Annotated in this window: 20 protein-coding genes and 1 tRNA gene; 11 read left to right on the forward strand and 10 right to left on the reverse strand. The window is 32.8% G+C overall.

The annotated features are described in order from the left end of the window. The first annotated feature begins 300 nt into the window (after window positions 1-300). The 5 genes from FF125_RS05055 (at window position 301) to rodA (ending at window position 5,996) form a co-directional block, all read left to right on the forward strand. Window positions 301-1,332, forward strand: coding sequence for a rod shape-determining protein (locus FF125_RS05055; protein WP_138948758.1), 1,032 nt, complete (start codon window positions 301-303; stop codon window positions 1,330-1,332). A gap of 183 nt (window positions 1,333-1,515) precedes the next feature. Continuing rightward, a complete protein-coding gene (gene mreC, locus FF125_RS05060; RefSeq protein WP_138948759.1) occupies window positions 1,516-2,340 on the forward strand; it encodes a rod shape-determining protein MreC in 825 nt (274 codons plus the stop codon). Beyond that, window positions 2,340-2,843: a rod shape-determining protein MreD gene (gene mreD, locus FF125_RS05065; protein WP_138948760.1), complete on the forward strand. Its 504-nt coding sequence runs from the start codon at window positions 2,340-2,342 to the stop codon at window positions 2,841-2,843. The genes mreC and mreD overlap by 1 nt, the downstream gene beginning before the upstream one ends. 2 nt (window positions 2,844-2,845) lie before the next feature. Next, window positions 2,846-4,738 carry a penicillin-binding protein 2 gene (mrdA, locus tag FF125_RS05070; RefSeq protein WP_138948761.1) on the forward strand — a complete coding sequence of 631 codons (1,893 nt, stop codon included), beginning with the start codon at window positions 2,846-2,848 and terminating at the stop codon, window positions 4,736-4,738. Continuing rightward, on the forward strand, window positions 4,719-5,996 hold the full coding sequence (rodA, locus tag FF125_RS05075; RefSeq protein ID WP_138948762.1) for a rod shape-determining protein RodA: 1,278 nt from the start codon (window positions 4,719-4,721) through the stop codon (window positions 5,994-5,996). Before mrdA ends, rodA begins: the two co-directional genes overlap by 20 nt. A 4-nt stretch (window positions 5,997-6,000) precedes the next feature. Here the strand turns inward: rodA and FF125_RS05080 are convergent, their stop codons facing one another. The 4 genes from FF125_RS05080 to proS all read right to left on the reverse strand — a co-directional run bounded on the left by FF125_RS05080 (window position 6,001) and on the right by proS (window position 8,721). Then, complete coding sequence (locus FF125_RS05080; RefSeq protein WP_138948763.1) at window positions 6,001-6,300, reverse strand: hypothetical protein; 300 nt, start codon at window positions 6,298-6,300, stop codon at window positions 6,001-6,003. Between the two features lie 358 nt (window positions 6,301-6,658). Next, window positions 6,659-6,910: a 30S ribosomal protein S20 gene (gene rpsT / locus FF125_RS05085; RefSeq protein ID WP_138948764.1), complete on the reverse strand. Its 252-nt coding sequence runs from the start codon at window positions 6,908-6,910 to the stop codon at window positions 6,659-6,661. An 80-nt stretch (window positions 6,911-6,990) separates the two neighbouring features. Next, window positions 6,991-7,062, reverse strand: a tRNA-Glu gene (locus FF125_RS05090). A gap of 183 nt (window positions 7,063-7,245) precedes the next feature. Beyond that, window positions 7,246-8,721 carry a proline--tRNA ligase gene (proS, locus tag FF125_RS05095; RefSeq protein WP_138948765.1) on the reverse strand — a complete coding sequence of 492 codons (1,476 nt, stop codon included), beginning with the start codon at window positions 8,719-8,721 and terminating at the stop codon, window positions 7,246-7,248. Window positions 8,722-8,822: 101 nt separating this feature from the next. Here proS and FF125_RS05100 point away from each other — a divergent pair, with 101 nt between their 5' ends. From FF125_RS05100 to FF125_RS05120, 5 genes are all read left to right on the forward strand, one after another. Continuing rightward, window positions 8,823-10,205 carry a hypothetical protein gene (locus FF125_RS05100; RefSeq protein WP_138948766.1) on the forward strand — a complete coding sequence of 461 codons (1,383 nt, stop codon included), beginning with the start codon at window positions 8,823-8,825 and terminating at the stop codon, window positions 10,203-10,205. 18 nt (window positions 10,206-10,223) lie between these two features. Further along, window positions 10,224-11,582: an OmpP1/FadL family transporter gene (locus FF125_RS05105; protein ID WP_138948767.1), complete on the forward strand. Its 1,359-nt coding sequence runs from the start codon at window positions 10,224-10,226 to the stop codon at window positions 11,580-11,582. Window positions 11,583-11,714: 132 nt separating this feature from the next. Continuing rightward, window positions 11,715-14,684 (forward strand): SusC/RagA family TonB-linked outer membrane protein, encoded by a 2,970-nt coding sequence (locus FF125_RS05110; protein ID WP_138948768.1) that lies wholly within the window; start codon window positions 11,715-11,717, stop codon window positions 14,682-14,684. Between the two features lie 17 nt (window positions 14,685-14,701). Beyond that, window positions 14,702-16,048, forward strand: a complete 1,347-nt coding sequence (locus FF125_RS05115; RefSeq protein ID WP_138948769.1) for a RagB/SusD family nutrient uptake outer membrane protein — start codon at window positions 14,702-14,704, stop codon at window positions 16,046-16,048. Between the two features lie 99 nt (window positions 16,049-16,147). After that, window positions 16,148-17,332 carry a DUF1343 domain-containing protein gene (locus FF125_RS05120; RefSeq protein WP_138948770.1) on the forward strand — a complete coding sequence of 395 codons (1,185 nt, stop codon included), beginning with the start codon at window positions 16,148-16,150 and terminating at the stop codon, window positions 17,330-17,332. 26 nt (window positions 17,333-17,358) lie between these two features. Here the strand turns inward: FF125_RS05120 and FF125_RS05125 are convergent, their stop codons facing one another. Next, entirely contained in the window at window positions 17,359-17,805 is a 447-nt protein-coding gene (locus FF125_RS05125) for a DUF983 domain-containing protein (RefSeq protein WP_317129660.1), read from the reverse strand. Between the two features lie 14 nt (window positions 17,806-17,819). On the opposite strand from FF125_RS05125, the gene FF125_RS05130 reads away from it, so the two are divergent. Beyond that, window positions 17,820-19,736 carry an ABC-F family ATP-binding cassette domain-containing protein gene (locus FF125_RS05130; RefSeq protein ID WP_138948771.1) on the forward strand — a complete coding sequence of 639 codons (1,917 nt, stop codon included), beginning with the start codon at window positions 17,820-17,822 and terminating at the stop codon, window positions 19,734-19,736. A 189-nt stretch (window positions 19,737-19,925) separates the two neighbouring features. On the opposite strand, the gene FF125_RS05135 is transcribed toward FF125_RS05130, so the two are convergent. The 5 genes from FF125_RS05135 to FF125_RS05155 form a co-directional block, all read right to left on the reverse strand. Beyond that, window positions 19,926-21,467, reverse strand: coding sequence for an acyl-CoA carboxylase subunit beta (locus FF125_RS05135; protein ID WP_138948772.1), 1,542 nt, complete (start codon window positions 21,465-21,467; stop codon window positions 19,926-19,928). Window positions 21,468-21,472: 5 nt separating this feature from the next. Then, the gene (accC, locus tag FF125_RS05140) at window positions 21,473-22,912 is read right to left on the reverse strand and encodes an acetyl-CoA carboxylase biotin carboxylase subunit (protein WP_138948773.1); all 1,440 of its coding nucleotides are present in this window, start codon (window positions 22,910-22,912) and stop codon (window positions 21,473-21,475) included. Between the two features lie 89 nt (window positions 22,913-23,001). Continuing rightward, window positions 23,002-23,490, reverse strand: coding sequence for an acetyl-CoA carboxylase biotin carboxyl carrier protein subunit (locus FF125_RS05145; RefSeq protein WP_138948774.1), 489 nt, complete (start codon window positions 23,488-23,490; stop codon window positions 23,002-23,004). Between the two features lie 42 nt (window positions 23,491-23,532). Continuing rightward, complete coding sequence (locus FF125_RS05150; RefSeq protein ID WP_138948775.1) at window positions 23,533-24,186, reverse strand: 3'-5' exonuclease; 654 nt, start codon at window positions 24,184-24,186, stop codon at window positions 23,533-23,535. A 150-nt stretch (window positions 24,187-24,336) separates the two neighbouring features. After that, window positions 24,337-26,247: a DUF294 nucleotidyltransferase-like domain-containing protein gene (locus FF125_RS05155; RefSeq protein ID WP_138948776.1), complete on the reverse strand. Its 1,911-nt coding sequence runs from the start codon at window positions 26,245-26,247 to the stop codon at window positions 24,337-24,339. Window positions 26,248-26,311: the final 64 nt, after the last annotated feature.

Consider the following 26,311-nt stretch of genomic DNA (forward strand, 5'->3'; position numbering starts at 1 on the left):
TAATAGAATTATTTGGATTGATTAATTGCTTATTTTACTGATAATTAAAGGTTTAATTATCAGTAAAATAAGTTTTTTAATTCTATAAATTAAGTGAATTTGGTTATGTGAAAAATAAATAACCAAGATTTAATCTAAGTTTTCGATAAATGCAAAGGACTCCTATGAACCCTCATTTTAAGCTTTGAGGCTTTGACAAAAGTTTTTATTTAAATTTGGGACGAACTTTCGTTAACATTACTTTAATTTTATTAACTTTGGCAATTCGCAAAATTTAAATAACCCAAACTAAATAACTCTATGGGATTTTTTGACTTCCTGACTGAAGATGTTGCGATTGATCTAGGAACTGCCAATACGCTTATCATTCATAATGGTAAAGTAGTTATTGATAGCCCGTCAATTGTAGCTAAGGATAGAACTACTGGCAAAATTATTGCTATTGGCAAAAGAGCCAATCTTATGCAAGGAAAAACGCATGAGAATATTAAAACTATCCGACCCTTAAAAGACGGTGTAATAGCCGATTTTGAGGCTTCAGAACAAATGATAAAGGAATTTATAAAGCAAATTCCTTCAATTAAAAAACGTTTTTTCTTTCCTCCATCTTTACGAATGGTAATTTGTATCCCATCGGGTATAACAGAAGTTGAAAAGAGGGCGGTAAGAGATTCTGCCGAACATATGAACGCCAAAGATATTTATCTAATTCATGAACCAATGGCAGCTGCAGTTGGTATTGGGATAGATATTATGCAGCCGAAAGGAAATATGATTATTGATATAGGTGGTGGTACGACTGAAATTGCAGTAATTGCTTTAGGAGGTATTGTTTGTGATAAATCAATAAAAGTTGCGGGTGATGTGTTTACCAATGATATAGCATATTACATGCGTACTCAACATAACTTGTATGTTGGTGAAGCTACTGCAGAAAATATCAAAATTGTAGTTGGAGCTGCTACAGAAGAATTAGATAATCCACCAGAAGATATTTTAGTTCAGGGTAGAGATTTATTGAGTGGAAAACCAAAACAAATAAAAATATCATATAGAGAAATTGCTAAAGCATTAGATAAATCAATTCTTAGAATTGAAGATGCTGTAATGGAAACCTTATCTCAGACGCCACCAGAATTGGCAGCTGATATTTATAATACTGGTATTTATTTAGCGGGTGGTGGTTCTATGCTAAGAGGCTTAGATAAAAGGCTTTCACGTAAAACAGATTTGCCTGTATATGTTGCAGAAGATCCTTTGAGAGCTGTAGTTAGAGGTACTGGTATTGCTTTAAAAGACTTAGAAAAATACCAAATGGTATTAATGAAATAGTAATGTTTAGTGTCAAGTAAAAGCTGAAATGACACATATGGCAATCGCAGTTTATATGCCACACTTAGGCAAAAGAATATTGCAGAGCCTTAGCTACGAAATTATTTTTTAACAAAGGGATGGTGCAAAAGACGTATTGTTTGATACGGAGGTTTTGGCTTTTACTTGACACTATGTTATAATATGCAACAAATAATTAGTTTTATACTAAAAAACAAGTACTTTTTACTCTTCTTGTTGCTAGAAATTATAGCTTTTACATTTACAATGCAAAGTCATTCTTATCATAATAGTAAATTTGTAAATTCAGCGAATGCTATAACTGGTGGTGTTTACAAGAAAGTTAATGCATTTAAAGAATATACAAGCTTAAAAGGGTATAACGAGCAACTTCAAGAAGAAAATGTTCGATTGAAAAATCTATTGTCAAAAATACCAAGAGATAGTGTCTCAAAATTGGTTACGGTTGTAGATTCAGTTAAATATTTTCAAAAATACAGCTATACTTCAGCTAAAGTAATTAGAAATCAATATAATAGGAAATTTAATTTCCTCATGATTGATGCTGGTATGGATCAGGGTATTAAACCTGATCAGGGCGTCGTAAACAGTAGGGGAGTTATTGGAATTACCAATTCTACATCAAAAAAATACACTACGGTCTTATCTATTTTAAATGAAACTTCCAATATCAATGTGAAATTATTAAATAGTTTTCATTATGGATCATTGGCTTGGAATGGAAAAGATTATAATGTACTTCAAATAAAAGATATAGCCATTCAGGCAAATATTAAAGTTGGAGATACCATTATTACTGGAGGTAAATCAACTATTTTTCCTGAAGGAATTCCAGTGGGCACTATTTTAAACTTTAATAAAGAGAATAATACGTATAAGGAAGTTAATGTCAAGTTGTTTAATGATATGAGTGCCATTGGGCCTGTAAATATTATAACAAGTTATGATAAAGAGGAAATAGAAAACTTAGAACAAGGATTAAATTAATGAACGAAATAGTTAAAAATAGTTTATTATTTATTGTTTTGATACTTGTTCAAGTAATCATACTAAACAACATTAACTTTTTGGGGTATATAAATCCATTTTTATATATTTTATTTGTGATTGTTTTTCCGTTGAAAAAAGATAGAGGTTTATTGTTAATTTTAAGCTTCCTCTTGGGCTTGAGTATTGACTTTTTTTTAGATTCTGGTGGGGTCAACGCTGCTGCAACAGTCTGTATTGCATATATAAGATTGCCATTAATAAAAGCGTTAACGAGAAAATCTGAAATAGACTTTCCTGTATTTAAAATTATTAAACTTCCATTTTTAAAATTGTTAAGCTTTATTGCCATTATAACTTTAACACATCATTTAGTACTCTTTAGTTTAGAATATTTTAAATTTGCGGAAATACTAACCATTCTTTCCAGAACAATTTTAACAAGTATTTTTACAATTATTTTAATAATATTTAGTTTATTATTATTAAATAAAAACAAATAGTAATGGAGAAAAAATATATTGCATATTTTTCTATATTATTGGTGGGTTTGTTATTTATTATCAGGTTATTCTATATTCAGGTACTAGATTCTAAGTATAAGGGCTCACCACTTAATAATTCTGCCGTAACGCCGAAATACGACTATCCCGAAAGAGGCTTTATTTATGATAGAAACGGTGTTTTAATTGTAGCCAACCAACCGTCGTATGATGTTATGATTGTACCGCGTGATGTAAAGCCATTAGATACCTTGGAGTTCTGCAAATTATTAAAAATCGATAAAGAGGACTTCGTAGGAAAATATAAAAAAGCAAAAAAATACTCCCCTAGATTACCATCGGTATTTGTAGCTCAACTTTCAAAAGGCGATTATGCCTACTTACAAGAAAAAATGTACAAATACAAGGGTTTTTACATTCAAAAACGATCCTTAAGGCAATATCCTATAAAGTCAGCAGCTAATGTGTTGGGTTATATATCTGAAGTGACAACTGCTGATTTAAATAACAAAAACTATCAACAAGGAGAGCTAATTGGTAAGAATGGTGTTGAAAAAGAATACGAGGAAGCGTTAAGAGGTGTTAAAGGGGTGAAATTTATTCAAAAAGATCGTTTTAATAAAGTAATTGGCCCTTACAAAGGAGGCGAGTATGATACGTTAGCAATAGTAGGTAAAGATGTTAATATTACCATTGACATTAAACTTCAAAAGTATGCCGAAGACCTTATGGCAAATAAAAGAGGTGGTATTGTTGCAATTGAACCTTCAACAGGAGAAATTTTGGCTTTAGTTTCGGCACCTACCTATGACCCTAATCTTTTAGTAGGTAGAGAACGATCTAAGAATTACAATAAATTAGATAGTGACAGTCATGAAAAACCAATGTTCGATAGATCATTGTTAGCTCAATATCCTCCAGGCTCTCCATTTAAAGTGTTGAATGCATTAATCGGTCTACAGGAGGGAGTAATAACACCAGAGACACATTTTTACTGTTATGGAGGATTTAGATACGGTAGAAGTTCAAAGGCATTTATGGCTTGCCATTGCGGCGTACATGGTGCTCCGATAAAGTTAGATATGGGTATTTATAGGTCATGTAATTCCTATTTTGCAAATACCTATAAAAAGATAATTGAAAAATATCCTACAGCCACCGAAGGAATGAAAGTTTGGAGTAATCACGTTAAAAGTTTCGGTTTAGGTGATTTTTTGCATAATGACCTATCAACTGGTCGAAGAGGTGTTGTACCTGATGAGAAATTGTATGATAGGTATTATCCTACGTTTAAATGGGGAGCTTCAACAACAATTTCTAACGCCATTGGGCAAGGTGAAATTTTAACGACCCCCATTCAATTAGCAAATATGACTGCTGCAATTGCAAATAAAGGATATTATTTTACTCCTCATATCATAAAAAAAATTGATAATAAACCAATACAAATCGATAAATTTATAATACCGAATAAAACTTCAATAAATAAAGAACATTTTACTCCTGTAATTGAGGGTATGTACAATACTGTTGAGAAAGGTACAGCAAGATGGTCTCGGGTTGAGGGTATAGAGATTTGCGGAAAAACAGGTACAGCGGAAAACCCACAGGGTCAAGATCATTCTATTTTTATTGCTTTTGCTCCAAAAGACAATCCTAAAATAGCCATTGCGGTTTTTGTTGAAAATGGTTATTGGGGGTCAAGGTGGGCAGGGCCTATGGCGTCTTTAATGATAGAAAAATATATTAGAGGAGAAGTGTCTAGACCAAGAGAGGAAAAACGTATGTTTGAAGGTAGTCTTAGAGAAGAGTATGATAAACAACTTTTAACAGAGCAATTAGAAAAAGAAATTAAAGAAAAATTAAAAAAAGAACTTGAGGAAAAGGCAGAATAACATATTTGCTGGTGTAGACTGGATATTAGTATTATTTTTTATAGTGCTCGTATTTTTAGGTTGGATAAATATTTATGCGGCCTCTGTTACAGATACGACTCAAAGTGTTTTTGACGCCACTACGTTATACGGAAAACAGTTGCGGTGGATTGGCTTAAGTGGAGTGCTAATTGTTATAATAATATCCATTGATGCCAAGTTTTATGAACGTTTTGCAGGTGTTTTTTATGTTATTTCAATGCTGAGCTTGGCGGGGTTATTTCTATTTGGAAATACAATTAATGGAGCTACTTCTTGGTATAATTTTGGAGGGGTTAGTTTGCAACCTTCTGAGTTTGCAAAGGTGGCTACGATACTAGCGTTGGCTAATTTTTTAAATGAGCCCAATAGAGATCTAAGTAATTTTAAAACTCAAATTAGAGCATTCATTATTCTGTTAATACCAGCGGTATTAATAGCGTTACAGCCAGACCCAGGATCGGGGATAATTTATTTTACATTGTTTTTTGTAATGTATCGAGAAGGACTTCCTGGTATTTATTTAGGAATTGGTTTTATGTTAATGATTTTGTTTTTATCTACATTATATTTTGGATTTATAACAGCCCTTATAATTATAATTTCATTGCTAACTTTGATGATTTTATACTTGATTAACATAAATAAATTTCAGTTAAATAGAGAGTGGCCTAAGGTTATTATTTTATTTCTAATTGTAGGGTTATTTATGTTTAGTGTTGATTACATTTTTAATAATGTATTCGGACAACGCCATAGAGATCGATTTAGTATTGTTTTAGGTAAAGAAGTTGACCCAAGAGGGATAGGGTACAATACGAATCAATCAATGATTACAATTGGTTCAGGAGGCTTAACAGGTAAGGGTTTTTTAGAAGGAGATAGAACTCAAGGTAATTTTGTGCCTGAGCAACATACAGATTATATTTTCAGTACTGTTGGTGAGGAATGGGGTTTTATTGGTACGAGTGCGGTAATAATTATATTTATAGCCTTTATATTACGAATAATACGAGTTGCTGAAAGGCAAAAACTAAAGTTTAGTAGGGTATTTGGTTATTCTATAGCAACCATATTCTTTTTTCACTTTATGATAAATGTAGGAATGGTTATAGGATTAGTTCCTACAATTGGTATTCCATTGCCGTTTTTTAGTTATGGAGGTTCCTCTTTATGGGGATTTACTATTTTACTCTTTATTTTTATTAGACTTGATGCCGATAGAACCTATGAATGGTAAGTGTTTATTTGAAAAAATTAAAAAAAGAAGGTTTACGCTTTTTTTTAGACTTAATATGATTACCATCGCTTGAAGGTTTGTCTACTAATTTTTTTTTTAAAGTAATATAATCATCCTTAGTTATTTCTATAAAGCCATCCCATCGTTTACTTTCGTTAACAAAACTCTTTACATCGTTATATGCAGAAACTTTGTATACTAAATGCACTGAAGATAGTAACATACTTAAAGATATATTATAGATTTGAATCGCCTCTGCTCCAAATAATACATAAGTTAATTCTTCTTCGTTGTTCTTTTCCATTTTTGTTCCTTTTAGTATAGAACAACTAAGAATTAAAAACTCCTATTTTTTTAAGTACTAATTATTATTAAAAGAGTTACCTCTGTACTGTTTTTAGAGCTTAATGTTATTAATTAGTATGTTGCAAGAAGTGTTAAGAACTGAAAATGTAATTTATTAGAAGATGAAAAACCTTGTTAAATGGACGACTATATAGTATTCTAAATAATGTAGGAACTTTTATTATTTAATTTGAAAGGGAGATGTTTTGTAAATTTAGTAGATTAACAATTGTCTTCATCTCTAAAATATAAAACCTTTTAAAACAAAAAAGACCGTCTTGTAAGACAGTCTTTATGTGTGTTAATTTGTAAGAAAATTATAAAGCAGCTACGTGCTTAGTAAGCTTAGATTTTAAATTAGCAGCTTTATTGTTATGAATAATGCTCTTTTTAGCTAATTTATCTACCATAGCAAGAACTGAATTCAATTGCTTTTCAGCATCAGCTTTCTTTTCAATCTCACGTAAAGCTTTTATAGCATTTCTTGTGGTTTTATGCTGAAACTTATTTCTTAAGCGTTTAGTCTCACTATTTCTAATTCTCTTTAACGCTGACTTGTGATTTGCCATTTGACTTTTTTTTAATTGTTATCTCATCAATACTTGATAAGTTGTCCAATCAATCATTTTATTCATGATTAAACATTTTGTAGTCCGTAGGGGAATCGAACCCCTGTTACCAGGATGAAAACCTGGCGTCCTAACCCCTAGACGAACGGACCATTGTGCTTTGTTATCTTGCAAAGCGAGTGCAAAAATAATACAATTTTTGAACTCTGCAAGTCTTTTTTAAAAAAAGTAGTATTTTTTTTAAAAAAAAATAAAAACACACTGAATTTGGGGTTAAATAGCAAATGCGAACAAATTCAGTGCTGTTTTATAAATTCTGTTTATTAGGACTTGAATTAATAGGCTTTCGCAAAAAGTACTCTTTTTGTTGAAGGCTTACCACTAAACACACAAACTCCTTCTTCTTCGATATATTCATTCGGAATACAACGAATTGTAGCTTTTGTTAAGTCCTTTATCTTATTTTCAGTTTCTGAAGTCCCATCCCAATGTGCAGATATAAAACCTCCTTTACCATTCAATACTGTTTTAAAATCATCAAAATTATCAACTTCAGTGATGTGACTATTTCTGTAATCTTTAGCTTTATTAAATAGACTTTCTTGAATTTTACCCAATAAATCTTCAATAGTGGCAACCAAAACATCTTGATTTACGGTTTCTTTAGTCAGTGTATCTCTTCTAGCCAATTCCACAGTCCCATTTTCCATGTCTCTTGGTCCCATTGCAATTCTAAGAGGAACACCTTTCAATTCATACTGTGCAAATTTCCATCCTGGCTTATAGGTGTCTCTATCATCGAATTTAACAGAAATACCTTTTGACTTGAGTTCAGCCATAATTTGTTTCGCTTTAATTGAAATCGTTTCAAGTTGTTCTTCTCCTTTGTATATAGGCACTATTACAACTTGTATTGGAGCTAAATTAGGCGGTAATACCAATCCTTTATCGTCAGAATGTGTCATTACTAAAGCCCCCATCAAACGAGTAGATACCCCCCAAGAAGTAGCCCAAACATATTCCAGCTTCCCTTCTTTAGAAGTAAATTTAACATCAAATGCCTTTGCAAAATTTTGACCTAAAAAATGAGATGTTCCTGCCTGTAAAGCCTTACCATCTTGCATTAAAGCTTCAATAGTATAGGTTTCTAGAGCACCTGCGAAACGTTCGCTTTCGGTTTTTGTACCTTTTATAACAGGCATTGCCATAAAGTTTTCTGCAAAATCAGCATAAACGCCTTGCATTTGTTTTGCTTCAGCCAGAGCTTCTTGCTTTGTAGCATGTGCGGTATGACCTTCTTGCCATAAAAATTCAGCTGTACGTAAAAATAGACGTGTTCTCATTTCCCAACGGACAACATTGGCCCATTGATTAACTAAAATTGGTAAATCTCTGTACGATTGCACCCATTTTCTATAGGTATCCCAAATAATAGTTTCCGAAGTAGGTCTTACAATTAATTCCTCTTCTAATTTAGCATCTTCGTCAACTACAATACCACTGCCATCTTCTGCATTTTTTAATCTATAATGTGTTACAACGGCACATTCTTTTGCAAAACCATCAACATGGCTGGCTTCTTTACTAAAATAAGATTTAGGTATAAAAAGTGGGAAATAAGCATTTTCGTGGCCTGTTTCTTTAAACATTCTATCTAATTCGGCTTGCATTTTTTCCCAAATAGCATAGCCATAAGGTTTTATTACCATGCAACCTCTAACTCCAGACATTTCCGCTAAATCAGCTTTAACAACTAATTCATTGTACCATTTAGAATAATCTTCGCTACGTTTCGTTAAGTTTTTACTCATGTATTGTGTTTTGGCATAAATATTGTGATATAGTTAACACAAAATTAATTAGTACAAAACTAAATATATTTTGTAATTTAATACCATTAAATTTACTCAATATGAAAATAAAAAATAACATCAGCAGAAAAGTTACGTATCTTTCTTTAACAGGATTGATATTAATGGGCTTAACATCGTGTGGTACTTATCAAGGTACTACTTATGATGAAGACGGAATATATGCGACTGGTAATACTGAAACTCGTGTTGTAGTTGAGGAGGCTCGTCCTGAAAGTAATAAATATCAAGACTACTTTAGAAGAGAAGCAGAAAGGTATGATGAAATATCGCAAGATGACATTATTACTGATATTGATGATTATGGATATGAAGATGATATTGAATATTATGAGGATGGAGATTATAATGAAGGGGGTTCGCCTTGGGAATATTCAGATAATGTATCAGTAACCATTAATACTGGTTTTGGATGGAATGGTTTTTATAATCCTTATAGATATGGGTACTATGGTGGTTACGGATATGGTTTCGGTAATGAAGGATATTATGGAGGTTACAACAATTTATACTATGGTAGTGGTGGCTATGGAGGTTACTATAATTCTTATTATGGCTATGGTGGAATTTATTCACCTTTTTATAATCCTTACAGGTACAGACCTTATTATGGATATGGCTATGGTAATGGGTATTATAACTCCTATTATGGAAACCGTTATTACGGAAATAACTACACTTACGGAAGAAGATATGCTAATAACACCAGTAGGTTAAGTAATAGAAGTGCTTATAGTAGAAGGTCTTCTGTAGCTAGTGACGCAACCAGACGTATTAATGGAGCAACCACAAGAAGAACAGTGGCAACAAGAAGTACCGAGGGGGTAAGCAGAAGAAGTTCAGTAAATTCTAGAAGTAATTCAACGGTTAGAAGAAACACATCTACTAATCCTAGAACAAACTCTAGTGTAAGACGTAATACATCTACTTCGCCTAGAAGCAATAGCTCTACAATTAGAAGAACAACTACACCAAGAAACAATTCAGGTGTTCAAAGAAGTTCAGGAAGTACAAATCGCTCTAGCACAGTAAGACGTGGAAACACACCAAGATCTTCGGCAGTAAGAAGTCAAAGTTCAACGATTAGAAGAAGTTCATCTCAAGTAAACAGAAGAACTGTAAGTCCTACTAATAGAAGTGTAACAGCACCTAGACGGGTAAGAACGGTTAGTCGTAGTACAACAAATAGAACGGCTACAAGTAGCCCAAGAACAGTTACAAGGTCAAGAACCTCTTCTCCGAGTAGAGTAACAAGAAGTAGTAGTCCGTCAAGAAGTTCTAATGTTTCAAGAAGTAGTTCACCTTCACGAAGTAGTAGTGTTTCGAGAAGTAGTTCACCTTCAAGAAGTAGCAGTGCATCCAGAAGTAGTTCAACTTCTAGATCTTCATCTTCATCATCAAGAAGTAGCTCAAGGCGTCAATAAAAAATCAATAAAATTATTATGAAAAAAATTCTATTTTTAATAGGAGGATTACTATCCTCCTTAGTAATCAACGCTCAAGTAATTAGTAATTTTGATGGAGCTGTTATGTTTTCTGATGAGGATGTTAATGGTACAGCGAGGTTTAATGGGATGAGTGGAGCGTTTGGAAGTTTAGGTGGAGATATGTCAGCCGGAGATATTAACCCAGCAGGATTAACTGTTTTTACAAGGTCTCAAGGTTCAATTACATTAGGCGTTAGAAATACAGATGTTTTCAGTACTTATTACGGTACTTCTACTGATAATTCTGATAGTTATTTTAATATGACTCAAGCGGGTGCCGTACTGGTTTTTGATACATCAGGACGTTCCAATTGGACAAAATTTGCTATTGGATTTAATTATTCCTTAGTCAAAGATTTTGAAAATAGTTATAACATAAATGGAGCTAGTAATATTACAGAATACAACGGAGATCCTTATTTAAATGAAGACACCAATCCAGCAAACGATATTTATTATGAAAATGTAGATGGTCAATTTTTCGGAAATAGTAATTCAGGGCAAAATGAAAAGTTTACCCTTTCAATGGCAGCTGAATTCAATGATAAATTTAGTCTAGGCTTGTCGTTGGTTTCTCATAAATTGGAACATTTTCAAAATGGTTTATTTGAGGAGTCTAGTAATGATGGTAGTGGTAATTTATTGGACGCTTCACTGTTACAAGAGTTATATACTTATGGACAAGGTATTGGTTTAAATATTGGTTTTATTGCAAAACCTGTTCAAGAGTTAAGATTAGGCTTTGCTTTTCAAACTCCAACTTGGTATAATTTAACTGAAGAGTATAGTGATGATTTGGAAATTCAGGTAAGTAACGATTCCAGGTTATATAGGAAGTATTCAGATATAAATGTTTTTGAATATGATTTAGTGACTCCAGCAAAAGCTACGGGAAGTATTGCTTACCTTTTCGGAAAAGAAGGATTGATAAGTTTAGATTATACCTTTAGAAATTATTCAAAAACGAAATTGAAACCAAACAATGAATTTGTAGATGTAAATGAGAGTTTCAGAAATGATTTACAAAACACTTCAGAAATAAGAATAGGTGGAGAGTGGCGTGTTGGTAAAATGATGAGTTTAAGAGGTGGTTATTTTTATAAACAAAGCCCTTATGCTGATGCTATTGATACAGATAATGTAAGAGGTTTTTCTTTAGGTACTGGTTTTAAATTTAGAGGTAATGTTAAATTAGATTTAGCATATCAAAAATCTACGAATACAGGTGTGTATGGGTTTACTCAATTTTCAAATCCTGCTGAGTTAGATATTGATAATGGAAAGGTAACAGCCACATTGGTTATTGGTTTATAAAAGAATTAATTTAGAGTTCTAAAATGTTAAAAACCTGAGTAAATATACTCAGGTTTTTTTTGCGTTTATATAAATGGTGTTCGAGTATTGTTTTATATATTTGGTGTAACTAATATAAAATACTAACTCAAAATGAAAAAAAAGAATTATTTATTTTCGACAATTCTGATGCTGCTTTTTGTGCAAATGATGGTTGCACAATCTGTGAGTATATCAGGAACAGTAACAGATGATTTTGGTGAAACAATACCTGGTGTTACAGTTCAAATTAAAAACACAAGCAAAGGGGCTGTTACAGATTTTTCGGGTAATTATACCTTAGAGGCTAATGTAAAATCAGGAAACAATATTCTTGTTTTTAGGTCGATTGGTTTTTCAACTAAAGAAGTGCCATTTACGTACGAATCTCAATCAACAATTACAATAAATGCAACAATGAGTGCAGATATTTTGGGATTGGATGAGGTAGTGATTACCGGGGTTGGTGCATTAACCGCTAAAAAACAAATTGGTAATGTTATTTCTAGCGTTAGTGGTTTAGAAATAGCTGAATCTGCCTCGTTAGATATTACAGGTGCATTATCTGGTAAATTAGCAGGTATTCAGGTTTCACAAAATTCAGGAGATCCTGCTGGAGGTATAAGTGTGAGATTAAGAAGTGCAAGTACTGTAAACGGGAGTTCTGATCCTCTTTATATTATAGATGGTGTCATTGTAAACAATAATTCAACCAATGTATTGGGTATAAGTGGGGTTGTGCAAAACCGATTATCGGATATTAATCCACAAGATATTGATAGAATTGAAGTGATTAAAGGGGCCGCTGCGGCTGCAATATACGGATCGCGAGCTAGTAATGGTGTTGTACAAATCTTTACTAAAAAAGGAAAAACAGGTGAGCCTGTTATTACCTTATCAACCAGTGTTAATTTCAATTCATTGCGAAAAAAACGTGATTTTAACGAGGCACCTTTAGATTGGGCTTCTAGTGATATTACTGATTTAACAACGGTTCCAGTTACAAGGTATGATTATCAGGATATGGTTTTTCAAAATTCAGTTGGAACAGACAACTATGTGTCTGTTGCAGGGGGAATGGAAAAAACCAATTATTTTGCATCACTTTCCTATTTGCAAAATGAAGGAATTATGAAAGGTACAGACTTTGAAAGGACAGGCGGAAGAATAAGAATCAATCAAGAGCTCAACGACTGGGCTTCAGCTTCGATAGGAACCTATTTTTCAACAAGTAATAGTAATGATACGCCAAGTGGAGGTTATGGGGCTGGAATATTGCCAACGATTTTATTTTCTGACAATAAAATAGATCCTTCTAAAGATGCAGATGGCAACTATCCTAATATGACATTTTACCCAAATATATTCGAATATATAGATACGTTTGATTTTAGACAAAAGAACAACAGGATAATTAGTGATTTACAACTTAATTTAAAACCGGTTGAGGGGCTCAATATTAATTATACATTAGGTTATGATAATGCAGAATCAGTAGGGTCAACTTATGTGCCTATCGGAACCAATACGGTTGCTTTGGGGAGTGCTAGTACATCTACCATAAGTACAAAGCAACTTAATAGTGATTTGAATGCTACTTTTATGACAGATATTAGTGATAGGTTTGAATCTACAACTACTGCTGGGTTTTCATGGCAAGCTGATGATACTGATATAAGGTCTATTTCTGCGACTGGACTTGCTTTAGGGATTAAAACAACCAATGGAGCTGCTTCAGTTTCAACAAATGAATTTAGAAGTGAAAGAACATTTTGGGGTGGTTTTGTACAACAAACCTTTGGTTTTGACAATAAACTTTTTGTGACAGGAGCAATCAGGCTGGATGGATCTTCGGTATTTGGTGCTGATGAAAGAAATCAATTCTATCCAAAAGCAAGTATGTCTTATCTATTATCACAAGAAGAGTTTTGGAAAGAGAGTTTAGGAAGTACTTTTGATAGTTTTAAAATAAGAGCCGCATGGGGGCAAGCAGGAAACTTAACAGCAATTGGTCCTTTTGACCGACTTACAAATTATGGAGCTGTGAGTATTGACGGAAGTTCTGGTTTAATTTCACCGAGTCAATTAGGTAACCCTGATTTGAGTCCTGAAAGACAAACTGAATTGGAATTTGGAGTGGATATGAGTTTGTTTAAAAATAGATTGGGTATTGAGCTAACTTATTATTCTCAAGATATTGAGGACTTATTATTGGCTAGAACATTGTCACCTTCTACAGGTGCAGGTTCTCGTATTGAAAATATTGGAACAATGAAAAATAAAGGTTTTGAAGCTTTGATCACTGCTACTCCAGTTCAAACATCTGATTTTACATGGTCGGTTACGGGTACTTTTTCAACAAATGAAAATGAAGTGAATAATATTGAAGGAGAGCAATTTCCTATTGGTAATTTCAATTTTTCTGTAGCTAAAAACGGACAACCTCTTGGTGTTTTTTATCAAGGGTATTATGCAAGAAATGATGATGGTAGTTTGTTGTTAACATCAGGAGGCCTTCCTCAAAGAGAAAAAGGGTCTTATGACACTAACGGAAACCCAATTGCAGAACGAGATGCATCAGGGCAACCTACTGGAGCAAGTTTAAGCAAGGTAATCGGCGATCCGAATCCTGATTTTATAGCCTCTTTGATTAATGAAGTTACCTATAAAAATTTCTCTTTTAGAATGCAACTGGATGCAGTTCAGGGTGTAGATGTGTTGAGTTGGGATACTCGAATGTACTATCGTTTTGGTGGTGGTCCCGCTGCGGCAAATGAGTTAAATGGAGACAGCGTTAGAGGAACAGGAGCAGCTAAGTTTGGTATCGCGGAATCTTATATAGAAGATGGTTCTTATATAAAATTAAGAGAACTTTCGGCAGGGTATTCATTAAAGAAACCCTTAAAAGGAGTTGATAATATTAAATTTACATTAACAGGGCGTAATTTATTATCTTTTGATAATTTTTCAAGTTTTGATCCTGAAGTGAATATGGATGGTCAAAGTAATGGATCTAGAGGAGGAATTATGGGATTAACACCTATACCTAGAGTAATTAAATTAGGTCTAACTGCAACATTTTAAGCTAAAAAAATAAAAAGATGAAAAATTTAAATATATATAAATTTATAATTGTTTTGCTTATTTCCAGTTGTTTATTTACTGGTTGTGAAACTGAATTTGAAAATCCAAATAATCCGACTGAAGAAGTGGTTTTGGGTACAAAAGAAGGACTTTTTGCTTTGAGTATTGGGATAAGACAATATTATTCTACAACCGCATTAAGACAGGTAATTGAAGCTCCTGGAATAACGACTAGAGAGCTTGGGGTTACCAATACCTTTTTAAACATAAATGAATTAGCTAAAGGAGGTGCAGAATTACCTAGTGAAAGCGGAGGTATAACAAATCCTTGGGTAAGTTTACTTAGAGCTAAAGGTATGGCAGAATCTTTAATTGAAGGGGCTAATGACATAGAGTTGGCAAATGGTACAAGAAGTGGGCTAATTGCCTATGGTAATTTATTTAAGGCAATGTGTTTAGGTAACATGATTCAAATGTTCGAACAAGTTCCAATTAATAATCAAATTGATGGAGCTGCTCCATTTAGTGATAGAACTGCTGTGTTAGCAGAATGTATTTCCTTATTAAAAGAAGCACGTGATGGTATGTCAGCAGCACCTTTGTCAGATGATTTTAAATCGAGTGTGCTTTGGGCTGATATGGATTTAGAAAAAACAGTCAATGCATTTTTGTCAAGATATCAATTAATTGCGGGAAACTATACCGAAGCAATAGCTGCAGCTGACGCAGTAATAAATTCAAGTAGTTCTATAAGTTCTATGTGGATTTATGATGCCAATAATCAAAATCCGATTTGGAATAGAACAGTGAATTCTAATGACTTAAATCCGCAATCAAATTTCGGTTTACTTGGAACATATATTCCTGAAGCTGGTGATGGTCGTACTAATTTTTATTTGGGGGCTGATGCTGGTAATGCAAACGCTGATGCGGGCGGACAACCATTGAGTGAAATGTTAGGTTTCTTTGCATCTAGTACAACGCCTATACCAGTTTATCTTCCAGGAGAAATGATGTTGAACAAAGCGGAAGCTTATGCACGTCAAAACCTTTTAACAGATGCAGTTACGCAGTTGAATTTGGTAAGGCAAAAAAGCAATGATCCAGTTGGTGTGAATGCAAATCTTGCAGCATGGTCTGGTAATTCAGCAAGTCAATCGGATATATTAGAAGAAATTTATAAAAATAGAAGTATTGAGATGTTTTTGAGTGGTATGCGATTTGAAGATAGTAGAAGATTTCATCCAAATTTTGTGGTTCCAACAGAGACCAATACAACCAATGAGAGAAATAGGAATTTTTACCCTTATCCTTTTACAGAAAGAGAAAATAACCCAAATACGCCAGCTGATCCGGCTATTTAAAAAGAATAATTAAATAAATATAAGCATATTTAAAGTTATCTTAGTTCATCTTTAAATATGCTTATTTTAAGAGTACATAAAACTTAACCCCAAATTATAATGAAAGTACAAACAGGTCTTGATGTTTTAATCAAGGATAAAACCCTTCAACAAAAATATAAAGGTAATGTGGCTCTATTATGCCATAATGCTTCAATAGATTCAGAATATACACCAGCCGCAGTTGCTTTTAAAGAAATTTTTGATTCAAGGTTTATAAAATTATTTGGTCCACAGCATGGTTTTTCTACAGATGTTCAAGATAATATGATTGAAACCGATCACTTTATTCATTCTTATTTCAATATTCCTGTATACTCATTGTATTCAGAAACGAGAATACCTTCTGATGAAATGTTGGAGGGGATTGATCATTTGTTTGTTGATTTACAAGATGTCGGTTGTAGAATGTACACCTACATTTATACCTTAACCTATCTTTTGGAAAAATGTGCAGGTAAAGATATCGAAATTATTATTCTAGATAGACCCAATCCTATTAACGGGGTTGATATGGAAGGAAATATACTAGATATGGATTATGAATCTTTCATTGGTAGACATCCTATTCCTGTAAGACACGCAATGACGATTGGTGAAGTAGCTTTAATGCATCAGGAATTTTGGGTGAAAAAGAAAGCCAATGTTTCTGTTATAAAAATGAATAACTGGGAAAGAGAAATGTTTTTTGAAGATACACAATTGCCATGGCTTTTACCATCTCCTAATTTACCACGTGCAACAAGTGCCTTTACGTTTCCAGCAACAGTTCTTTTTGAAGGAACAATGCTTAGTGAAGGTCGTGGAACGACGCAGTCTTTGGAGATTGTTGGGCATCCAAAAATTGAACCGTATTCTTTTTATAAAAATCACTTGTCAAATAGTTTAAAAGAATCAAAATTAAAAGGAGTTGCCTTAAGACCTATTACTTTTTTACCAACTTTTCAAAAGCAAGCGGATAAAGTTTGTGGTGGGTTTCAAATTCATATTACTGACAAAAACACCTTTCAACCTTGGCGTGTTGGACAATTCTTAATGCGAGAACTATATCATTATTTAGGGGATGATTTTGAATGGAAACAGCCACCTTACGAGTACGACTATACACGTAAGCCGATAGATATTATCAATGGATCTGATAAATTAAGAAATTGGGTCGTAAATAATGAATCACTCGACGTTCTCAACTCTTTCGAAAATTTAGAGAACTATAAACAGCAGTTTAATTCTATAAAAATATATTAACAGCCTTTAAAAGTCTAAGTATTCATTTACTTAGGCTTTTTTATTGTTTTATAATTTTTATCATAATGGATAAAAATATTAGCATAAATTAATCTTGCGAATCGTAAGGTAAAAGGCGTGAAAAGTACGAGTAGTACGAAAATTGTTATAAAAATAGTCATTAAATCTAGACCCGTAAGATAGAGTATTATAAAAGTAACAATGGCACACCCTACTGTTAGTCCATAAGACACATACATCGCACCAAAGAAAAAAGAGGGCTCAATCTCGTATTTAAAATTACAATTTGGGCAATGCTCATTCATTTTTAGTACCTTTTTTAAATGTAAAGGGTTATTATCTTCAAAAAATGCACCTTCATTACATTTGGGACATTTATTATTAAAAATGCTATAAATTTTTGTTCCTTTTTTAAACATATGTATTGTGAAAATAAATGATACTTTTGCAAATGTAAAATAATATAAATTCATAATTGTAACAAAAGATGCTTAACGCACATAATATTACTGTTTCCTTTGCAGGAGAAGATTTGTTTTCAGGTATAACTTTTAAGTTAGTTGGTGGAGATAGAGTAGGACTAGTTGGTAAAAACGGAGCAGGGAAATCTACGCTGTTGAAAATTATTTCGAAAGAACAAGAATTTGATAAAGGCACATTGGCGTTGGAAAAGAATCTACGGATTGGTTTTCTAAAGCAGGATATTGACTTTGTACAAGGTAGATCAGTCTTAGAAGAGGCATATCAGGCATTTACTGAAATTAAAGAAGTTGAAAAAAAGCTTGAAGAAGTAAATGTAGCTTTGGTAGAAAGAACCGATTATGAAAGTGAGGGTTATCATCAAATAATGGTCGATTTAAGTGATTTAACGCATCGTTTTGAATTGATTGGAGGATATAATTATCAAGGAGAAACTGAGAAAATTTTACAAGGTCTAGGTTTTAAACGTGAAGATTTTAATAAGTTAACCGATACTTTTTCTGGTGGATGGCGTATGCGGATAGAGTTGGCGAAGTTATTATTACAAAATAATGATATCTTATTATTGGATGAGCCTACCAATCACTTAGATATTGAATCTATTATTTGGTTAGAAGAGTTTTTAAGCAGTTATGCAGGTGCTATTATGTTAGTATCGCATGATAAGATGTTTTTGGACAATGTAACCAATCGTACCATTGAAATTTCAATGGGTAAAATTTACGATTATAAATATCCGTATTCTAAATATTTGGTGCAGCGTAAAGAGCTAAAAGAAAAGCAATTACAGACACAAAAGAATCAAGAAAAAGAAATACAACGTACAGAACAACTGATTGAAAAATTTAGAGCAAAAGCCAGTAAAGCGACTATGGCTCAATCTTTAATTAAAAAACTAAATAAAGTTGAACGCATTGAGGTTGATGCTGATGATAATTCGGTAATGAAAGTACGTTTTCCGATGTCTGTTCAGCCAGGAAAGATAGTTGTTGAAGCTAAAAATGTAGCGAAGAACTATGGGGATAACCAAGTATTGAACAATGTTAATTTATTAATAGAACGGAATAGTAAGATCGCTTATGTTGGTCAAAACGGTCAAGGAAAATCTACTTTGGCTAAAATGATTGTTGGTGAAATTCCTTATGAAGGTGATTTAAAATTAGGGCATAATGTACAGATAGGCTATTTTGCTCAAAACCAAGCAGAATATCTTGATGGTGAAAAAACAGTGTTGCAAACCATGGAAGATGCTTCTAATGATGGTAATCGTGTGAAAGTAAGAGATATGTTAGGAGGCTTTTTGTTTGGAGGTGATGATGTAGAAAAGAAAGTAAAAGTACTTTCGGGTGGTGAGCGTAATCGTTTAGCTTTATGTAAAATGTTACTTTCTCCATTTAATGTATTGGTAATGGATGAGCCTACCAATCACTTAGATATTGCTTCAAAAAATGTATTGAAACAAGCACTTCATAATTTTGAAGGTACCTTAATAATTGTATCTCACGATAGAGATTTCTTGCAGGGGCTAACCAAAACAGTTTTTGAGTTTAAAGACAGTAAAATTAGAGAGTACCTAGGTGATATTGATTATTATTTAGAGGAACACAATCTAGAGAATTTACGTGAAGTTGAAAAGAGAACTAAGGTTGCAAAAGTGGCTAAAACTTCAGCCAATGAATCAAAAGATGATTATGAAAAAGAGAAAGAAGTAAAAAGAACTTTAAATAAACTATCTAAAATCGAAACTGAAATTGCAGATTTAGAAAGAGAAGTGGCTCAAATAGATAAAAAATTAGCCGACGAAGCTCAATATGAAAAAGTTACTGGTCAACCTGATTTCTTTAAAAAATATCAAGCTAAAAAAGATAAAATAAATACCTTAATGCAAGATTGGGAAAATTTGCATGAAGTGCTGGAAGGGTAGTGTTTGATCTGAAGATCTATGTCAGTTCGAGTGCCACGCTTTTGGGCGTGGTGTATCGAGAACCCTTTCATGTTCCAAAGGTTCTCGATACGATGCATAATGTTTCAATTCATAAAATAACTTTTATGGAGCATCATGTGAAATGACAAAAGAATATATCAGAGTCATTTCAGATCTCCTTAAACTAATTTACAACGGAATATTTCCATGCTTTCTGTTTGGTTTAATAACTTCTTTATCTTCAAGCATACTAAATGCTTTAAGTAATTTTCTACGCGTTGTTTTAGGTTGAATCACTTCATCTATAAAACCGCGTTCAGCAGCTCGGTACGGATTGGCAAATTTTTCAGCATATTCAGATTCTTTCTCAGCTAATTTTTCTGCTGGGTTTTCTGCCGCTTGAATTTCTCTCTTAAAAATAATTTCACTAGCACCTTTAGCTCCCATAACTGCAATTTCAGCACTTGGCCAGGCAAAATTCATATCTGCACCAATGTGTTTCGAATTCATCACATCGTAAGCTCCTCCATAAGCTTTTCTTGTAATTAAAGTAATTCTAGGTACAGTAGCTTCACTTAATGCATATAATAATTTTGCACCATTGGTAATAATACCATTCCATTCTTGGTCTGTACCTGGTAAAAAACCAGGAACGTCTACGAGTACCAATAAAGGAATGTTAAAACAATCGCAAAAACGAGTGAATCTTGCTGCTTTTTTAGAACTATTTACATCTAATACACCTGCTAAAAATAAAGGTTGATTTGCAATAATACCAATACTTCTTCCGCCTAAACGAGCAAAGCCAACGATGATGTTTTCTGCATAATCTTTATGAATTTCATAAAAGGAGTCATCATCTATTATACCTGAAATAACATGGTGCATGTCATAGGGTTTGTTCGCGTTATCAGGCACTATTTTTTCTAGTATTTCTCTAGTTTCATCTTGTAAAGTAAAAGGTAAGCTTTTAGTAATTTTCGTATTGTTTTGAGGTAGATAGCTCAGTAGTTTTTTAATATCATCAAGACAGTCAATATCATTAGCTGAGGTAATGTGTGTTACACCAGATTTTGTAGAATGAGTTGTAGCTCCACCTAATTCTTCAGCAGTGACTTCCTCATTAGTTACTGTTTTTACCACGTTTGGTCCGGTAACAAACATATAGCTTGTGTTTTCCACCATCAAGGTGAAGTCTGTCATTGCGGGTGAATAAACTGCTCCCCCTGCACATGGTCCCATAATAGCAGAAATTTGAGGAATGACACCAGAGGCTTGTACATTTCTATAAAATATATCGGCATAACCTCCTAATGAACGAACTCCTTCTTGAATTCTGGCACCACCAGAATCATTTAAACCAATACAAGGCACGCCAACTTTTATAGCAGCATCCATTATTTTACATATTTTTTCGGCGTGTGTTTCAGATAAAGAACCTCCAAAAACTGTAAAGTCTTGAGCGAAAATGTAAATTAATCGACCGTCAATTGTACCATAGCCAGTTATTACGCCATCACCTAAAAACTGCTGTTTTTCCATGTCGAAATCGGTCGTTCTATGCGTTACAAGCAAGCCCATTTCTTCAAATGACCCTTCATCTAATAGATAGTGTATACGTTCTCTGGCTGTTAATTTATTCTTGTGATGTTGTTTGTCAATTCGTTTTTGACCACCACCTAAATGAGCTTTTGCAATTTTTTCTTCTAACTTTTTTGCTTTCGGATCCATAGTCTTTAGTTTGGTAATCTCAATGTTTTTTGATCTTCTAAATATTTTTTAACGGCTATTAATGCAGCAATATTAGCATCCACTTCTAAATTTTTAAGAATAGATTCAGGTGCATAGTATTTTTCTACAAAATGTGTGTCATAATTTCCAGTACGGAAAGCTTCATTTTTACAGGCAAATTTTCCGAAAGAAAGTGTGGTTTGAACGCCTTCAATGTGATAATTCTCAATGGCTTCTAACATTACATCTATGGCTTCTTCTCGAGTATTACCATAAGTAATTAATTTTGCCAACATGGGATCATAGTAAATGGGGATATCCATTCCTTGCTCAAAACCACTATCCACCCTAATATTTTTACCTACAGGTTCGTTGTAAATTTCTAATTTACCTACACTAGGTAAAAAATTAGTTAAAGGATCTTCTGCATAAATTCTTAATTCTATGGCATGTCCCTTAATTTTAAGGTCTTTTTGTTTAAAAGGTAATTCCTCACCTTGTGCAATACGTATTTGCAATTCTACCAAGTCTAAATCAGTTATAAATTCCGTTACCGGATGTTCAACTTGTAATCTGGTATTCATTTCCAAAAAGTAGAAATTATGATCGGTATCTAACAAAAATTCTACCGTACCAGCACCTAAATAATCACAAGCTTTGGCGACATTGATAGCTGCTTGTCCCATTTTTTCGCGAAGTTCAGGGGTTAAAGCAGGTGATGGAGCTTCTTCGATCACTTTTTGATGACGGCGTTGTATGCTGCACTCACGTTCAAACATCTGGACAATATTCCCATGACTGTCTGCCAAAATTTGAATCTCTATGTGTTTAGGAGAACTGATGTATTTTTCAATGAAAACGGCACCATTTCCAAAAGCCGAGGTAGCTTCGCTAATGGCACGATGCATTTGAGATTCTAATTCTTCTTCGTGTTCTACTACTCGCATACCTTTTCCACCGCCACCTGCAGATGCTTTTATTAGAATTGGGAATCCAATATTTTTGGCGATTTCAATTGCTTCTTTAAGGTCAGACACCGCTTTTTCTATTCCTGGAACCATCGGAATATTATAATTTTTTACAGCGGCTTTAGCAGCTAATTTATCGCCCATCATTTTAATGGATTTAGATTTTGGACCGATAAAAATGATATTATTTTCTTCACACAATGCTGAAAAGTCTGCATTCTCACTTAAAAAACCATAACCGGGATGGATGGCATCTACATTAACTGTTTTGGCAACTTCAATAATTCTGTCACCTCGAAGATATGATTCATTTGATGGTGGCTCGCCAACGCAAATGGCTTCATCAGCAAACTTAACATGAGGTGCGTTTCTATCAGCAGTTGAATAAATAGCAACCGTTTTGATACCCATTTTTTTTGCTGTACGCATTATTCTGATGGCAATTTCTCCTCTATTGGCTATTAGTATTTTTTTCATTGATATAAATTTTAATCGCCCTTTGTGTATTTTATAGATTTTGTTGATTTGAAAACAAACTTTTGAATTATGTCTTTGTTAAAGATATTTTATGGAGCAAACTCAATTAAAACACTTCCTTTTTCAACTGTATCACCTTTAATAGCGGTAATTGTTTTAATGATACCATCATGTGGTGATGTGATCACATTTTCCATTTTCATGGCCTCCAGTATTAATAAAGGATCATTCTCTTGCACGTTTTGACCTTCTTCAACATTTATTTCTAAAATTAAACCAGGCATTGGTGCCTTAATAGAATCTACAGTTTTTTTTGAGCTGGTTGCAAAGCCCATTTCGTTGATTAGCTTGTCTAAATCATCATTAATATCTAATTCAAACGTGTTATTATTTACTTTTATGATATACTTTTTCTTGTTGAAATCAGATTTTAAAATTTCTATATGATAGGGTTGGTGGTTTTGCAATAAATGGTATTTACCTTCAGCAACTTCAATAGCGTCTAGTGATAATACCGCTGCTTTTGTAATGTCAAACTCAAAGGTTTTATTGGCGTTAACTTTATAATTAGTACTCATTTAAGAAATGTTATATGATGTGAATTACAATAAATTGAACAACTAAAGTAAATCTTTTAATTTTAAATTGTTTTTTTTATCGAGTCTCGCTATTATTTTTTGGAAAGCGATTGCAGTAATTAAGGCATCTCCAGTGGCTGTATGCCGATCAACCTTTTCAATTTTTAATTCTTCACACAAATCGTCTAATGTATAATTTTTTAAATTTTGTTGATAGACAATATGTTTTGATTGTTTAAAAAGTAGCCCCGTGTCTAAACATTCATTTTTTAGTTTACCTAAATTATTTCTTAGAAGCATTTGGTCAACCATGTTTATGTCGAAACCCACATGATGCCCTACTAAAACATCATTTTTTATGAATTTTATAAAAAGTTCTATAGCTTCTGCTTCAGTTACTTTTTCTATGTTTCCTTTTTTTAATAAACCATGGATTTTTACAGATTCTGATTTAAAAATCTCTTGATGGATATACAATTCAAAATTATCAACAACATTTATCATATTGTTTACCACTGAAACAGCTCCAATAGATAGAATTCTATCCTCATTTTTATCAAACCCTGTAGTTTCCGTGTCAAACACAATAAATCTAGTTTCAGATAGGGGTAGATTTTTACTTTTCTTAAAACTATCTAAATAAGTTCTGAAAAACTCAGGATAATTTTTTTTACTTTTAAATATATTATTAAACATTGGATCAAATTAACTGAATAGAATGGAACTTTTTAAAGTTAAGTACAAATTAATCATTTTTTGCTCAGTTCTGAACTTTTTTAAATAGCATAGCACCGATTTAAAATGATAAAAATAATATCTTTTTCTAAAGAATAGAAAGCATTTGAATCAGCTGATTACCTTAAAACGAAACTTTAACAACTCTTGAATTTCTCTAATAGGTTTAAAACAACGTTTAAGTTTTAATTTTTCATCTTTACTTAATGTTTCTAAATTAATGAACTTACCAGAATCATTATTAACCAACCCTTGTTTAGTTTTAAATTTTAACAAGGCTTTAAAGGCGTAAGAACATGAATCATAAAGTTCTTTGTTTTCTGGTTCTAATTCACTGAGTTTTTCATAACGTAAAGCGGTGTTGTTGATGTCTTTCACATTATGCGTTAAAATTAATAAACGGGCGGCATCTATTAGAGGCATTAAAGCTCTTCTTTTAACATTGAAAAAATCTTCATACTCACCGTTTTTTTCTAAAACCAATTGTTTGAAAAAACCAAGAGGAGGTGGGCTTAACAATATGTCTTTAGCTAATAAAGATAGTAACATTGATGATTGGTCTAAAGATGCGAATATGCTATTAGATAAATCATCAATCATAGATTGATCACCATAAATTCTATTGTAATCGAAAAATATGGAAGACAATAGAATGGCTTTTTCATCAGGATGTAATATCCAACTTTTAAATTGTTCTTTCCATTCCGAACGAGATAAGCACCATTCCGGATTGCTAGCCATCATTTCTGCAGGGCAATATTCGTAACCAATCTTATGCAATGCTTTGGTTATATGTCCCGATAATTTTAAAAAATAAGCTTTTGTTTCTTCAGAAAGGTTTTCTGGTACATCGTCAAAAATTAAAGCACTATCCTGATCTGAGTATAACAATTGTTCCTTTCTTCCTTGACTACCCAATGCCATCCATGCAAATGCAACGGGTGGAGCACTGTGCATTTTGTTGATAGCATTTTCTATGACACGATATGTAATTGCATCATTTATTTCAGAAATTATTTTTACAATATGTCGTAATGGTATGTTTTGATCTAAATAAGACTGCAATAACTTATGAGCTTTTGCTCTAACACTTCTTAAGTTTTTAGTTCTTTTTGCCCTTTTTATTTCTTTTAAAAGTACTGACGGATTATTACCAATAGATAATACGATATCATGATGTGTTAAAATACCTATTAATGGAGAATGATTGGTGCCGTCTTTGGTTACACACAAGTGTTCTATATTAAACTTTATAAATTGAAGTTGAGCTTCGGTAACCGTAATATTTTTTTTACATGATTTTACTGGACTTGACATAATGTCTTTAACAGGAATGTCAATGGGGAATTTTCCAGTTGCTATGTTATTTTTTAAATCACTATTTGTAATTATTCCTATTGGAAAATTTTCTTTATTTGCAATCACAATACATCCAATTCCATGTTTGCTCATTTTCAGTGCAGCATTTTTTACTGAGGTTTCAGGAGAGCATGAAATTATTTTTTTTGTGTATTTAGCCGCTTGTAAGTTTTCGATATCATAATTGTCTTTGGGTATATAATCGTCGAAAATCTCATCACTTTGCTCTCTTGTATAAGGGGCAAAAGCGTTTGAAGCAAATGTTGTAATTAAATACTTATTTATTTTTTTACTGTTTTCAGATGCACTTTGAAAAACATCAATTGGAATTCCATAAATAATTGCTTCTTCATTGGCGGAAGCTTCAAGGGTGTAGTTTTCTTGAGCTAAAAGAGCTCTTAATCCAAAAATATCTCCTCCATCGCAAATGTCAATCATTTCTTTTTGGTTTTGTTTGGTTCTAAATAAACCAACAGCACCATTTCTCACAATATAAAAACAGTCGTGATACGTATCATTTTCCTTAAAAACAGTTTTCCCTTTTTCTAGGTAAATGATTTTAACTTCTTCCGAAATAATTTTTAACTTTTCATTACTCAGTAAACTAAATGGTGGAAATACTTTTATAAAATCGAAAACTCTTTCTGCAATGGAATTTTTCATTTACTTATTTGTTTTATCTATAAAGGCTACATCAAAATAGTATGATGTAGCCTTTGTTATATGT

Origin of the sequence: Aureibaculum algae, from assembly GCF_006065315.1 — a bacterium.
Classification (GTDB): Bacteria; Bacteroidota; Bacteroidia; order Flavobacteriales; family Flavobacteriaceae; genus Aureibaculum; species Aureibaculum algae.